We start from the raw sequence: 13,431 nt of genomic DNA on the forward strand, positions 1-13,431 counted from the left end.
CGCCACCGGCACCGTCGAGTTCAAGGACGGCGCAACCGTTCTCGGCAGCGCCCCGGTCAACGCCGGTGTCGCCACCCTGAGCCACACCTTCACCACCGACGGCACCCACAGCATCACCGCCGTCTACTCCGGTGACGCCACCAACCACCCGTCGACCTCCGCGGCCGGCACCGTCGAGGTGTCCACCGATCCGGTGATCGTCGACTCGGTCACGACGCTGAACGTCCCGGCGACCGCCAAGACCGGCACCGAGGTGAGCCTCGCGGCCACCCTGGATCCGAACACCGCCACCGGCACCGTCGAGTTCAAGGACGGCGCGACGGTTCTCGGCAGCGCACCGGTCACCAATGGTGTTGCGACACTGAACCACACCTTCACCACCGACGGCACCCACAGCATCACCGCCGCCTACTCCGGTGACGCCACCCACAACGCGTCGACCTCGGTCGCCGCAAACGTGGAGGTCTCCACCGACATCGTCGTCGTCGACACCGCCACCACTCTGAACGTCCCGACCACCGCCAAGACCGGCACGTCCGTCGAGCTCAAGGCCATCGTGAGCCCGACCGATGCCAGCGGCACCGTCGAGTTCCGGGACGGCGCAACGGTTCTCGGTACGGCACCGGTTGTCAACGGTGTCGCGACGCTGAACCACATCTTCACCACCGACGGCGCGCACAACATCACCGCCGCCTACTCCGGTGACGCCACCCACAACACGTCCACCTCGGATGTCGCGACCGTCGACGTGTCGACGGACCCGACCAATCCCGGTGGCGGTTCTCTGGAGAACGTCTTCGGATCGTGATCGCTCGATGATCATGTGATCCACACATCTCATGCCGACGGACGCCCCCGCCGAGGGGGCGTCCGTTCGGCGTGTTTTCGACCGTCGGTCTTCGCCACAGTCGTTGCACCACAACTGCTGTCGTCCAATCGATGTAACTTTCCCCAAACACACTTTGGTACAAGGAAACTCCGCGACCACGACGGTAGAGGCCGGTAGCTTCCAGACTCGAACCGTCGTGGCCGGCGTCCATTGCCGGCCTCCCCCGAGGAGGTAGCAGTGTCCCTGTCCCTGTCCCGTCGCCTCGCGACACCACTGATCGCGGCCGCAGCCGCGACCGGACTGGTGTTGGGGGTGACCAACGGCGTCGCTGCGGCCGATCCGCCGCAGTCGTCGAATTCGGTCCAAGACAAGCAGTTGCTGCTGTCGAAGGAAGTGGTCGGCAGCAATGTCGTCCTGCCCGGAGCATCCGTCACCTACCGGACCACGATCGCCTACACGACGGCCAACGGTGTGGGTAACGCGCCGCTGAGCCAGTTGTCGATCGCGTACCTGCGCGAGGTTCCCCCGGCCGGTTGGGTGAACACCGCGAGGTCGCTGAGCTACGCCGGCGGCGGCGGGACATGGGCCACCCAGGACGGCGGCCAGAAGGTCACCTGCAGCAGCGGCTGCACGTTCCTCGTCGGCGGCTACGTCATCAAGTCCGGTCAGTCGGCCGTCCTCACCACCACCTACACGGTGCCCGCCGGCACCGCCCCGGGGGTCTACGACAGCGGCGCGTTCTCCGCCCAGCCGAACACCTGGAGTGGCGGCGAACGTGGCAGCAACACCTTCGGTGCCTTCGTTCAGGTCGCCGACCCGACCGTAGCGACGACCACCACGCTGAACGTTCCGGGCACCGCGACGGTCGGCCAGTCCGTCGCACTGACGGCGAACGTCGGCCCGGCGAACTCCGTCGGCACCGTGCAGTTCAAGGACGGCGGCGTCGACATCGGAGGACCGGTGACGGTGTCGGGCGGCAACGCCACCCTGAACCACACCTTCACCACGGCCGGCAACCACGACATCACCGCTGCGTTCACCGCAGGCGCGGGCTTCCACAACTCGGCCTCCGGTGTGCAGACGGTGGCGGTGTCGCTCGCCGAGTCGACCACCACCCTGAACGTTCCGGCGACCGCACACACCGACGAGGCCGTCGACCTCACGGCGAACGTCGTCCCGGCGGGCGCCACCGGGACCGTCCAGTTCAAGGACGGCGCCACCGACATCGGCGGACCCGTCCCGGTCAACGCGGGCGCAGCCACGCTGAACCACACCTTCACCACCGTCGGCAACCACGACATCACCGCCGTCTACAGCGGTGACGCCACGCACGGCCCGTCGACCTCCGCTGTGTCGGCCGTCGACGTCTCCGTCAAGGTCGTCGACACCACGATCTCGCTGACAGCGCCGGCGACGTCCTCGGTCGGGCAGGCAGTGGATCTCACCGCCACCGTCGTCCCGGCGGAAGCCACCGGGACCGTCCAGTTCAAGGACGGCGCCACCGACATCGGCGGACCCGTCCCGGTCAACGCGGGCGCAGCCACGCTGAACCACACCTTCACCACCGTCGGCAACCACGACATCACCGCCGTCTACTCCGGTGACGCCACCCACAACCCGTCCACCTCCACGGTCTCGGCCGTCGACGTGACGGTCGTCGGCACCACCACCGGACTGTCCGCCCCGGCGACCGCCGTCACCGGCGCCGCTGTCGATCTCGTCGCGTCCGTCGACCCGGCGAACGCGACCGGAACGGTCGAGTTCAAGGACGGCGACGTCGTGCTCGGCACCGCACCCGTCACCGGCGGCACCGCGACGCTGAGCCACACCTTCACCACCGCGGGCAGCCACTCGATCACCGCCGCGTACTCGGGTGACGCGTCGAACGCGCCCTCCGCCTCGGCGGCCTCGGTCGTCGACGTCTCGGTCGCGGTGGTGGACACGACGACCACGCTGAACGTCCCGGCCACCGCCAAGACCGGTACCGCCGTCGACCTCACCGCCACGGTGTCCCCGGCCGAGGCCACCGGCACCGTCGAGTTCAAGGACGGCGCAACCGTTCTCGGCACCGCACCCGTCACCGGCGGCACCGCTACGCTGAACCACACCTTCACCGCCGACGGCGCCCACAGCATCACCGCCGTCTACAGCGGCGCCGAGGGCTTCGCCACCAGCACCTCCGCCCCCGGCACCGTCGACGTCTCCACCGACCCGGTGGTCGTCGACACCACCACGACGCTGAGCGTCCCGGCCACCGCCGTCACCGGCAACGCCGTCGACCTCACCGCCACCGTGTCCCCGGCCGAGGCCACCGGCACCGTCGAGTTCAAGGACGGCGCAACCGTTCTCGGCACCGCACCCGTCACCGCCGGTACCGCGACGCTGAACCACACCTTCACCACCGCGGGCAGCCACTCCATCACCGCCGTCTACAGCGGCGCGGAGGGCTTCAACGGCTCCAGCAGCACCGCCGGAACCGTGTCGGTCACCGACCCGGCACCGGGTGACGTCGCGACGGTCACCACGCTCGAGGCACCGTCCTCCGCGGCCACCGCGGACCTGGTGACACTGACCGCCACCGTCAAGACCGACGCCGGCGCACCCGTCGCGAACGGCACCGTCCGCTTCTTCGACGGCGCCACCCAGATCGGCGAGGTCGTCGCCGACGCCGACGGCAAGGCCGTTCTGACCCACGCCTTCGTCACCACCGGCGCGCGCCAGGTCACCGCGGTCTTCACCGGTGAGCCCGGCTTCACCGGTTCCACCTCGGCGGCGGCCACGATCACCGTCGCCGACCCCGGGACCCCGGGTGGCTCGGGATCGTCGGGATCGCTCGAGAACATCTTCGGTTCCTGATCCACCGGCACGATCAACGCTGATGCCCCTCGCCCGCCGGTGAGGGGCATCAGCCCGTTCCGGCCGGTGTGCGCGCAACCCTCCCGCAACCTGGACAAGTGTCCTATGTTTAGCGGATGACCACGGCACCTCCCCGATTGAGCAGGCGAACGGTCGCCGGATACTCCCTCGGATCCGTCGGTACCGGTGGCTTCGCGACCCTGCCCGGGCTGGTCCTCGCCTACTACCTGACCGACACCCTCGCAGTCCCCGCCCTCGCCGCCAGCGTGCTGGTGTTCGCGCCCAAGGCCCTCGACGTCGTCATCAACCCGATGATCGGGGCGCGCTCCGATGCCGATGCCGCGCGCTCCGGGACACGCAGGCGACTGCTGCTCCTCGGCGCGCTCACCCTGCCGGTGTTCTTCGCGCTGACCTTCGCGGTGCCGTCCGGTCTCGGCGCGGCAGCGGCGGGACTGTGGGTGGGGGCCGCATTCATCGCCGCGGCCGTCGTGTTCGCCCTGTTCCAGGTCCCCTACATCGCGCTGCCCGCCGAACTGACCGAGGACTACCTCGAACGGTCACGGCTGATGTCCTGGCGGGTCGCCCTGCTCGGCGTGGCGATCCTGCTGTTCGGCGCCGGTGGCCCCGCCCTGCGCGAGATCGGCGGCGGCGGACGCACCGGCTATCTCGTGATGGGGATCGTCGCCGGAGTCATCCTGGGTCTCGGCATGCTGGCCGCGTGGTCGATCGCGCCGCGCGGACAAGCGAGGGCTGCCGAATCGTCTGCTGCCCACGGCTTCTCCGACACCTTCGCCGCGGTCCGGGCCAGCGCACCGTTCCGGGTGCTGTTGCTGACCTTCGCGCTCCAGGCGCTCGCGACCGGCACCATGCTCGGCGCCGCCCAGTACGTCGCGACCTACCTCCTCGACTCCGAAGGCGCCGTGTCGGTACTGTTCGCGGCGCTGGTCGGCCCCGCCGTAGCGGTGATGCCGCTGTGGATGAGGCTCGTCCGCGACTGGGGCAAGCAGCGCACGTTCCTGCTCGCGTCGGCACTGTTCCTGGGCGCGACGATCGCACTTCTCGGCCTGTTCGCCGGCGCCGGCCCGTGGATCTACCCGGTGGTGGCCCTCGCCGGCATCGGCTATGCGGGCATGCAGATGCTCCCGATGTCGATGCTGCCCGACGTCATCACCGACCACGAGCAGCAGACCGGCGGCAGCGTTCGCGCCGGCGCGTTCAGCGGGGTCTGGACCGCCGCCGAGACCGCGGCGATGGCCCTCGGTCCCGCCGTGGTCCTGGTGATCCTCGCGGCAACCGGATTCACCTCGTCGTCCGGCGACGACGTCGTCACGCAGTCCGACACCGCGCTTGCGGGCATCACCGTGGCGTTCACCGTGGTCCCGGCGGCGCTTGTCGCAGTGAGCATGGTGGTACTCCGCAGGTACCGCCTGGCAGCAGAAGATCGAAACAGGAGCAGTTGATCCACATGCAGTTCGAGCAGTCTCCCCAGGACGTCCTCGCCCTCCTCGACCACTTGCGGACCGCGGACGCGCCCACATCCGGCGGGCGCCTGCTGTCGTACGTCTACGACTCGGGTGTCACCGAACTCGACGAGCTCGCCGGGGACGCGGCCCGGAAGGCGCAGCCGCTCAACGGTCTCGACCCCACCACCTTCCCGTCGATCGCCACGCTCGAACGGGACCTCGTCGCGCTCGCGCGCTCGGTCCTCGCCGAGGGCGTGGACGGCGTCGTCGGATCGGTCACGAGTGGCGGTACCGAAAGCTGCATGCTCGCCGTGAAATCGGCCCGGGACAGCTGGCGGGCCGCCACCGGGCGGGACGACCGGCCGACCCTGGTGATCGGCTCGACCGCGCACGCCGCGTTCATCAAGGCCGCGCACTATCTGGACCTTCGACTGCGGGTGTTGCCCGTGGACCCGGACACCTGCCGGCTCCGGCCTGCGGACGTCGCCGCAGCCCTCGACGACTCGGTGGCCCTGGTCGTGGCGTCCACACCGTCGTATCCGCACGGCGCGCTCGACCCTGTGGAAGAGATCGCGGAAATGTGTGCAGCCCAGGGTGTTCCGGTGCACGTGGACGGTTGCATCGGCGCCTGGGTACTGCCCTGGTGGCCCGGCGCGGACACCCGCACACCGTGGGATCTGCGCGTCCCCGGCGTCGCGAGCCTGTCGGTGGATCTGCACAAGTACGGCTACGCGCCGAAGGGTGTGTCAGTACTGCTGTACCGCGACCGCGATCGTCACCGCAGGCAGTGGTTCGCCACGAGCGCGTGGCCCGGCTACGCCGTGGTGAACCCGACGATGCTGGGCTCGCGCACCGTCATGCCGATCGCGGCAGGATGGGCGGTATCGAAGGCGTTGGGCACCAAGGGGTTCGACGAACTGACCGGCAGGATCGCCCGCTCCGCCGAGCAGGTGCGGTCCGCCGTCGACGGCATCGAAGGACTGCGGGTGGTCGGCGATCCGGTCGGGCCGCTGCTCGCGGTCGCGTCGGACACCGCGGTGCCCGACGACCGTCGCGTCGACCCGCACCGGTGGGCGGACGCCGCGCGGGAACTCGGATGGGTGCTGCAGCCGCAGCCCGGCAAGACCCAGTCGGACGGGACGCGGCTGCCACGGACGACGCACCTGACCCTGACACCGGTGACGGAAGCGGTCGCCGGCGACCTGGCCGCCGCAGTGACCGAGGCCGCCGACGCCGTGCGGGGAGTTCCGGGCGCGGAGGCACCCGAGGAGTTCGTCGCCGCGGCCGGTCAGATCCGACCCGAGGACCTCACGAGCGAGAACTGCGCGGCGGTGCTGTCGCTGGCCGGGCTCGATCCGACGTCCGGACTCAGCGGCCCGATGGCGGACCTGCTCGCCCTGATCGAGGCGCTCCCGGAACACGTCGCCGAACGTCTGCTGATCGAGTTCCTCGCCCGATTCATGGAGTGAGACGGCGAGTGGCCGACCCCGCGGGGTCGGCCACTCGCTCACGCCACCGGCTCAGGCAGCGCGGGCCTGCCACATCCAGTGCAGCTGCTCGAGTCGAGCAGTGAATCCGATGAGCAGGTCCTGAGTGACCGGATCCGACTTCTCTGTCGCCTCGATCCGCGCGCGCAGCCGCTCCACGACAGCGGCCAGGTTCGCCACGATCGCGTCCACGACATCGGTGTCACTGGTCCAGCCGGCACCGAAACCGGTGGTCCCGGCGTCGGATGCGACGGTCGCCGCACGCCCGTCCGGACTGACACCGATCGCGGTTGCCCGCTCGGCAGCGGCGTCGGTGAACTCGCGCGCGACCGTGACCAGCTCGTCGAGCGACTCGTGGACGGACAGGAAGTTACGTCCGATGACGTTCCAGTGCGCCTGCTTGGCGACGAGGCTCAGATCGATCAGATCGACGACGGTACCCTGCAGCGCGTCACCTGTGATCTGCTGCTGCCCGGCGTCGAGTGTGCTTGCGATGGGGCCCTTGGTCATTCTCTTCTCCTACTCTCGTCGAAGTTCGGTCGACACTGTCCGGTCGACACTGTTCTTCGGTCCGCCTTGTGTTCCATGGCGTTTCGGTTCGAATACATTCCGTCCCACTCGTGATACCCAACGAAACGAATCCGCATACATTGCGCCGCGGATCTCGTTCGGCCGAGTTCGACGGCGGACACTGGAGGTGTCCGGTCGAACCGAGGGGGCCGTCGTGGATTCCGTCGTTCTGCTCTTGCTGGCCTGCGCCGTCTACTGGTGGTCCAACTGCTGATCCGGTGCCTGCGCGCCGCGACACCGATCGCATCGGCCCCAGAACACCACCTCGGCCTCGTCGACCTCGAAGCCGTGTGACTGCGACGGCTCCAGGCACGGGGCGTTACCGACGACGCAGTCGACGTCGACCACGCGGCCACAGTCCCGGCACACCAGGTGGTGGTGATTGTCGCCGGTTCGTGCTTCGAACCGCGCCGGCGAACCCGCCGGTTCGATGCGGCGCAGCAGTCCGGCATTCACGCATGCCTTGAGCACGTCGTACACGGCCTGCGTGGACACCGAGCCGAGCTGGGCACGAACCTCCGCCGTCACCGCGTCTGCATCGGAATGCGGGTTCGCGGCGACCGCACCGAGCACGGCGATTCGCGGCGCGGTCACGCGCAGTCCCGCCGCGCGCAACTGGGCGCGGGGGTCCGTGTCCGTTCCGATCTCGTGCATGGAATCGAGTATTCACGCCGTTTCTGGAACAAGTCAAGAATAGGGGTATGTGCTGCTCCCCACGTCCCGGTACGGAATGCCGGGTGCTCTCGCCTCGTTCTCACCCGGCCGGGATGACCCGGCGGGCCGCCGGATGGAGTTCACTGTTCGACGTGAAACCCACCAAGTTGTCGGTCGCCCTGGCCCGGGAGGCGTACGAGGTCCGGAGGCAGGAAGCACACGGCTGGCTGCGCGGGACGACGGCGGGACGGACCGTCGCCCGCACCATCCGCGGCATCGCCGACATCGAGATCGCGGACCGCGCGATGACGCTCGCCGCGCAGGAGTTCACCTCGGTGCTGCCGCTCATCGTCGCGGTGGGGACGATCGGTAATCTCGACGCGGTGTCGGAGACGTTCGCCGATCAGGTCGGCATCGATCCCGGCTCGCTGACCAGCGTCACCCGCACCACGGCGGACGCCATCGAGTCGAGTCCGCCGACGTTCGCCGCATTCGGCGTCATCGGGATCCTGATGGTCCTGGTCAGCGGCACCTCCTTCGCCCGCGCCCTCGGCCGCGTCTACGGGAAGGTGTGGGACGTGCCCGTGCTGACACTGCGCGGCTGGTGGCGGTGGGTCGCGGTGCTCCTCGCCGTCGCCGCCGCGCTCGGACTGCTCGGAAGGGTGCGACTGGTCAATTCCGTGGAGTGGGTGGGACCGCCACTCGCGATCGTCGGCGAGGCCCTCGTCTGGTTCGGACTGTGGATGGCGGTGCCCTACCTGCTCACCGCGGGACGGCTGGCAGGCCGGGTGCTGTGGGCGACCGGGGCACTGACCTCGGCGGGGTTGACCCTCGTCGGGATGGCGGGGGTGATCTACCTGCCGCGGGCGATCGCGTCGGCGCAGGGCAAGTTCGGCGAACTCGGCGTGGTGTTCACGGGCATCACATGGATGTTCGTCCAGTCGGCGGTGGTGGTCGCGGCGACGGTCGTCGTCAAGGCTGCGGCTCTCGACGAGGGCGTCCTCGGACGGCTGCTGCGCGGGCCGGTGCCCGAACAGTTGGCGGTCGTCCCCCCGGAAACTCCGCCGGACGCGCCCCCGGACCCCCCGACCGCCGACGTCCACGACCTTCCGCGTGCGGATCGGACCGGATAGCGTCGTACACATGACCGCCGCTCCCCCGAGCCTCGGCGAGACAGTGACCGAGGCGCAACGGCTACTCGACCACGACGCGCCCGAGCAGGCTGCGACCTTGCTCGCCGCAACGGCGTCATCCGCACCCGACCGTGAGGTCGAAGTGTGGCAGGGCCTGACCCTGCTCGCCGAGGGGCTGGCGCTGGTGTCGCGCCGCGACGACGCCGCTGCCGTCGCCCTGCGTCGCGGGGCCGAACTGCTCGACGCACACACCACGGCCCCGCCGCACGCACTGGACGTTCCCGGCCTCGTCGACTGGGCCGAGCACCTCGTGACGGCGCTCGGAGACGGGACGTTCCCGGCGTCGCCCCCGATCCCCCGGCTACGCCTCCCCTGAAACACCCGAATGGCCCATCCGGTCGGTTGAACCGACCGGATGGGCCATTCGGGAAAACGGAGTGGGGCTACCGGCGATCAGCCGACCAGCAGCTCCGCGATCTGGATCGTGTTCAGAGCGGCACCCTTGCGCAGGTTGTCGCCGCAGACGAACAGCGCGAGACCGCGACCACCGGGAACACCCGGATCCTGGCGGATGCGCCCGACCAGCGACGGGTCCTTGCCTGCCGCGGCGAGCGGCGTGGGGACCTCGACCAGCTCGACGCCGGGAGCGTCGGCGAGCAGTTCCTTCGCCCGCTCCACGGACAGCGGGTTGCCGAACTCGGCGTTGATCGACAGCGAGTGCCCGGTGACCACGGGGACGCGGACGCAGGTGCCGCTGACCAGCAGGTCCGGGAGGCCGAGGATCTTGCGGGACTCGTTGCGCAGCTTCTGGTCCTCGTCGGTCTCGCCGCTGCCGTCCTCGACGATCGACCCGGCGAGCGGGATGACGTCGAAGGCGATGGGCGCGACGTACTTCTTCGGCTCCGGGAAGTCGACGGCGGAACCGTCGTGCACCAGCTTCTCCGCGTCGCCGACGACGGCGCGCACCTGGCCGACGAGCTCCTCGACGCCGGCGAGACCGCTACCGGACACCGCCTGGTAGCTGGAGACGATCATCCGCTGCAGCCCGGCCTCGTCGTGCAGGACCTTCAGCACCGGCATGGCGGCCATCGTGGTGCAGTTCGGGTTGGCGATGATGCCCTTCGGCGGGTTCTTCGCCTCCTCCGGGTTCACCTCGCTGACGACGAGCGGAACCTCGGGGTCCTTGCGCCACGCCGACGAGTTGTCGATGACGGTGGCGCCTGCGGCGGCGAAGCGGGGGGCCTGCGCGCGGGACAGCGTCGCACCGGCCGAGAACAGGGCGATGTCGATGCCCTTGAGATCCTCGTCGGACACGGCGGCGGCGTCCTCGATGACGATCTCCTCGCCGCGGAACGACAGGGTCTTGCCTGCCGAGCGGGCGGACGCGAAGAACCGCACCGTGTCCGCGGGGAAGTTGCGCTCCTCGAGCAGGGTGCGCATGACGGCGCCAACCTGCCCGGTGGCGCCGACGACTGCGATGGTCAGTGCCATAGGGGTTACCGTCCCGTTCCTGCGTGGACGACGGCCTCTTCGTCGCCGCCCAGATCGAATGCCTTGTGGATCGCGCGCACCGCGTTGTCGAGATCCTCGTCGTCGACGAGCACCGAGATCCGGATCTCGGAGGTGGAGATCAGGTCGATGTTGATGTCGGCCTCGGCGAGCGCCTCACAGAAGGTCGCGGTCACACCGGGGTGGCTCTTCATGCCCGCGCCGACGAGGGAGACCTTGCCGATGCTCTCGTTGGACAGGATCTCGGTGAACCCGATCTCGCCCTGGAGCGCCGTCAGCTTGTCGACCGCGGCAGGCAGGTCCGTCTTCGGCAGCGTGAAGGTGATGTCGGTCTTGCCGGTCTCCACCTTCGAGATGTTCTGCAGCACCATGTCGATGTTGATCTCGGCCTCGGCGACGGCGCGGAACACCTTGGCCGCGTAGCCCGGAACGTCGGGCAGGCCGACGACGGTGACCTTGGCCTCGGAGCGGTCGTGCGCGACGCCGGTGAGGATGGCTTCTTCCACGGGAATGTCCTCCATCGATCCGGTCACGAGGGTGCCGGGCTTGGTGGTGTACGAGGAGCGGACGTGCACGGGCACGTTGTAGCGACGGGCGTACTCGACGCAGCGGAGCATCAGCACCTTCGCGCCGCACGCCGCCATCTCCAGCATCTCCTCGAAGGAGACGGTGTCGAGGCGCTGGGCGTCGGAGACGATGCGCGGATCGGCGGTGTAGATGCCGTCGACGTCGGTGTAGATCTCGCAGACGTCTGCCTTGAGCGCCGCCGCGAGCGCGACGGCGGTGGTGTCGGAACCGCCGCGCCCGAGGGTGGTGACGTCCTTGCTGTCCTGGCTGACCCCCTGGAACCCGGCGACCAGCACGATCGACCCGCGGTCGAGGGCGTCCCGCACCCGGCCCGGGGTGACGTCGATGATCTTGGCGTTGCCGTGCGCACCGGTCGTGATGACACCGGCCTGTGAGCCGGTGAACGAGCGAGCCTCCTCGCCGAGACCGTGGATGGCCATCGCGACGAGCGCATTGGAAATACGCTCTCCGGACGTCAGCAGCATGTCCATCTCGCGGGCCGGCGGTGTCCCGCAGACCTGCTGGGCGAGATCGAGCAGCTCGTCCGTCGTGTCGCCCATCGCCGACACGACAACGACGACGTCGTTGCCTGCGCGTTTGGTCTCCACGATCCGTTCGGCGACACGTCGGATTCGCTCAGCGGATGCCACCGAGGATCCGCCGTACTTCTGCACGACGAGCGCCACGCCAATCAACCTCCGGATCTGGGATCTGTTTCGAAGTCCGATTGTCAACCTTACCGACGGTGGCCGCGCCCGTTTCATCCAGCCGGGTTCCACGATTTCCGAGGACACTGCGCATTCGTGTGGGCACTGCCACGATGGGTCGGTGAACATCCCCCGTCGTCTGCGCATGGAGCGCCTCCAGGAGCGCGCCTCGGTGTCGCCGCTGGAACTGTTCTTCGACCTCGTCTTCGTCTTCGCCCTCACCCGCGTGACCGATCTCATGTCGGACGACCCGTCCGGCGTCAACCTGCTGCGGGCGACGCTGGTACTCGCCGTGCTGTGGTGGGCGTGGGTCGGCTACGCGTGGCTGTGGAACCTGGTGAAGGCCGACGAGGGCGTTGCGGCGCTGGTCCTGTTCTCCGCGATGGGCGCGGTGTTCGTCACCGCACTGACCATCCCCGAGGCCTTCGACGACATGCCGGGCGGGTTGAACGGCCCGGTGGTGTTCGCACTCGGCTACTTCGTCGTTCGACTGCTGCACCTGACGATGATGTGGATCGTCAGCGCCGACGACCCGCAACTGCGGGGGCAGGTCCGCCGTTTCGTGCCGTCGATGCTCGCCGGCACCGTGTGCCTGCTCGTCGCATCGCAGCTCGACGGCGGTGCCCAGCTCGCGTTCTGGGCTCTCGCCCTGGTCGGCGACTACCTCGGCACCTTCGTCGGCGGTGCCCGCTGGCGACTCAACTCCGTCAGCCACTTCGCCGAGCGCCACGGCCTGATCGTCATCGTCGCGCTGGGGGAGTCGATCGTCGCGATCGGCATCGGTGTCGCTGCACTCCCCATCTCGTGGGCGATCATCGTCGCCTGCCTGCTGGGGCTCGCCGTGTCGGGCCTGCTGTGGTGGTCGTACTTCGACGTCACGTCCCTCGCCGTCGAGCACGCGTGCGAGGCGGCATCCGGATCGCGGCTGATCAAGCTCGCGCAGCACTGCTACACCTATGCGCACCTGCCGATGGTGGTCGGCATCGTGATGATGTCGCTCGGTCTGAAGAAGGTGCTCTCGTACGTGGCGGACGGCAACCACCATCGACTCGTCGACCCGCTGTACGGGTGGCCTCTCGTTGCGCTGCTCGGGGGTGCGGCGCTGTACCTCGTGGCGCTCGTCTACTTCAAGGGGTACGCGACCGGCACCGTGGCCTACCCGCGCCTGGTGACTGCAGCCGCATTGCTGGCACTGATCCCGGTCGTGTGGCACACGCCCGCGCTCGTCACCCTCGCCGTGCTGCTCGCGGTGCTGGCCTCGATGACGGCGTTCGAGATGATCCGCTTCGCCCGACCCCGTGAGGAGATCCGGCACCACTGAGTCGGTTGTCTGACCTTGCGCGCAGACTCGTCCGGTGAGGATCGTCCTGGCCCCCGGCCCCGACGGGGTGGTCGCCGTCGCGACCGACGACGTCGGTACCCCGACGGCGCCCCCGCAGTCGTTCCCGGACGCGCCCGCTGCGGTCCGCGCGCTCGAACCCCAGGAGAGCGAATCCCGGCATCCTCGGTGGGTGTGGCCGGACACCGCCGCCGTCTACCCGGACGTGCTGCGCGCGGGACTGCGGGTGCAGCGCTGCCACGACCTGGCCCTCACCGGCGCACTGCTCGCCGCCCGCTCCGGTCGTCGGGCGGCGGCGCCACCCGCGCCGCCGCCCG

The 13,431-nt window shown here is 69.4% G+C and carries 11 protein-coding genes and 1 pseudogene; 8 read left to right on the forward strand and 4 right to left on the reverse strand.

What is annotated here, in order from left to right:
* The 4 genes from ACFSJG_RS06765 to ACFSJG_RS06780 form a co-directional block, all read left to right on the forward strand.
* A partial coding sequence (locus ACFSJG_RS06765; protein ID WP_378484453.1) for an Ig-like domain-containing protein occupies positions 1–808 on the forward strand: 808 nt, incomplete at its 5' end.
* Positions 809–1,066: 258 nt separating this feature from the next.
* Positions 1,067–3,685 (forward strand): beta strand repeat-containing protein, encoded by a 2,619-nt coding sequence (locus tag ACFSJG_RS06770; protein WP_378484454.1) that lies wholly within the window; start codon positions 1,067–1,069, stop codon positions 3,683–3,685.
* A 116-nt stretch (positions 3,686–3,801) separates the two neighbouring features.
* A complete protein-coding gene (locus tag ACFSJG_RS06775) occupies positions 3,802–5,145 on the forward strand; it encodes an MFS transporter (protein WP_378484455.1) in 1,344 nt (447 codons plus the stop codon).
* A 5-nt stretch (positions 5,146–5,150) separates the two neighbouring features.
* Positions 5,151–6,617 carry a pyridoxal phosphate-dependent decarboxylase family protein gene (locus tag ACFSJG_RS06780; protein ID WP_378484456.1) on the forward strand — a complete coding sequence of 489 codons (1,467 nt, stop codon included), beginning with the start codon at positions 5,151–5,153 and terminating at the stop codon, positions 6,615–6,617.
* Between the two features lie 51 nt (positions 6,618–6,668).
* Here ACFSJG_RS06780 and ACFSJG_RS06785 read toward each other — a convergent pair whose 3' ends face one another.
* Both ACFSJG_RS06785 and ACFSJG_RS06790 read right to left on the reverse strand, forming a co-directional pair.
* Entirely contained in the window at positions 6,669–7,145 is a 477-nt protein-coding gene (locus ACFSJG_RS06785) for a Dps family protein (protein WP_378484457.1), read from the reverse strand.
* 252 nt (positions 7,146–7,397) lie between these two features.
* The gene (locus tag ACFSJG_RS06790; protein ID WP_378485235.1) at positions 7,398–7,850 is read right to left on the reverse strand and encodes a Fur family transcriptional regulator; all 453 of its coding nucleotides are present in this window, start codon (positions 7,848–7,850) and stop codon (positions 7,398–7,400) included.
* Between the two features lie 161 nt (positions 7,851–8,011).
* Between ACFSJG_RS06790 and ACFSJG_RS06795 the strand changes: the two genes are divergently transcribed.
* Both ACFSJG_RS06795 and ACFSJG_RS06800 read left to right on the forward strand, forming a co-directional pair.
* A complete protein-coding gene (locus ACFSJG_RS06795; RefSeq protein ID WP_378484458.1) occupies positions 8,012–8,992 on the forward strand; it encodes a hypothetical protein in 981 nt (326 codons plus the stop codon).
* A 10-nt stretch (positions 8,993–9,002) separates the two neighbouring features.
* Positions 9,003–9,368 (forward strand): DUF309 domain-containing protein, encoded by a 366-nt coding sequence (locus tag ACFSJG_RS06800; protein ID WP_378484459.1) that lies wholly within the window; start codon positions 9,003–9,005, stop codon positions 9,366–9,368.
* A gap of 77 nt (positions 9,369–9,445) precedes the next feature.
* Here ACFSJG_RS06800 and ACFSJG_RS06805 read toward each other — a convergent pair whose 3' ends face one another.
* Positions 9,446–10,483 carry an aspartate-semialdehyde dehydrogenase gene (locus ACFSJG_RS06805; protein WP_378484460.1) on the reverse strand — a complete coding sequence of 346 codons (1,038 nt, stop codon included), beginning with the start codon at positions 10,481–10,483 and terminating at the stop codon, positions 9,446–9,448.
* A 5-nt stretch (positions 10,484–10,488) separates the two neighbouring features.
* Positions 10,489–11,754, reverse strand: a complete 1,266-nt coding sequence (locus tag ACFSJG_RS06810) for an aspartate kinase (protein WP_378484461.1) — start codon at positions 11,752–11,754, stop codon at positions 10,489–10,491.
* Positions 11,755–11,920: 166 nt separating this feature from the next.
* Here ACFSJG_RS06810 and ACFSJG_RS06815 point away from each other — a divergent pair, with 166 nt between their 5' ends.
* Together ACFSJG_RS06815 and ACFSJG_RS06820 are read left to right on the forward strand one after the other, a co-directional pair.
* The gene (locus tag ACFSJG_RS06815; RefSeq protein WP_378485236.1) at positions 11,921–13,096 is read left to right on the forward strand and encodes a low temperature requirement protein A; all 1,176 of its coding nucleotides are present in this window, start codon (positions 11,921–11,923) and stop codon (positions 13,094–13,096) included.
* 34 nt (positions 13,097–13,130) lie between these two features.
* A pseudogene (locus ACFSJG_RS06820) lies at positions 13,131–13,431 on the forward strand (bifunctional 3'-5' exonuclease/DNA polymerase); the annotation flags it as partial.

It is taken from the genome of Rhodococcus gannanensis, from assembly GCF_042681175.1.
Taxonomy (GTDB): domain Bacteria; phylum Actinomycetota; class Actinomycetes; order Mycobacteriales; family Mycobacteriaceae; genus Rhodococcus_G; species Rhodococcus_G gannanensis.

Bases quoted from the DNA above. Each gene is read 5' to 3' on its own strand.
- ACFSJG_RS06780 (WP_378484456.1), top strand. From the start codon at position 5,151: ATGCAGTTCGAGCAGTCTCCCCAGGACGTCCTCGCCCTCCTCGACCAC.
- ACFSJG_RS06800 (WP_378484459.1), top strand. From the start codon at position 9,003: ATGACCGCCGCTCCCCCGAGCCTCGGCGAGACAGTGACCGAGGCGCAA.
- ACFSJG_RS06775 (WP_378484455.1), top strand. From the start codon at position 3,802: ATGACCACGGCACCTCCCCGATTGAGCAGGCGAACGGTCGCCGGATAC.
- ACFSJG_RS06805 (WP_378484460.1), bottom strand. From the start codon at position 10,483: ATGGCACTGACCATCGCAGTCGTCGGCGCCACCGGGCAGGTTGGCGCC.
- ACFSJG_RS06785 (WP_378484457.1), bottom strand. From the start codon at position 7,145: ATGACCAAGGGCCCCATCGCAAGCACACTCGACGCCGGGCAGCAGCAG.
- ACFSJG_RS06815 (WP_378485236.1), top strand. From the start codon at position 11,921: ATGGAGCGCCTCCAGGAGCGCGCCTCGGTGTCGCCGCTGGAACTGTTC.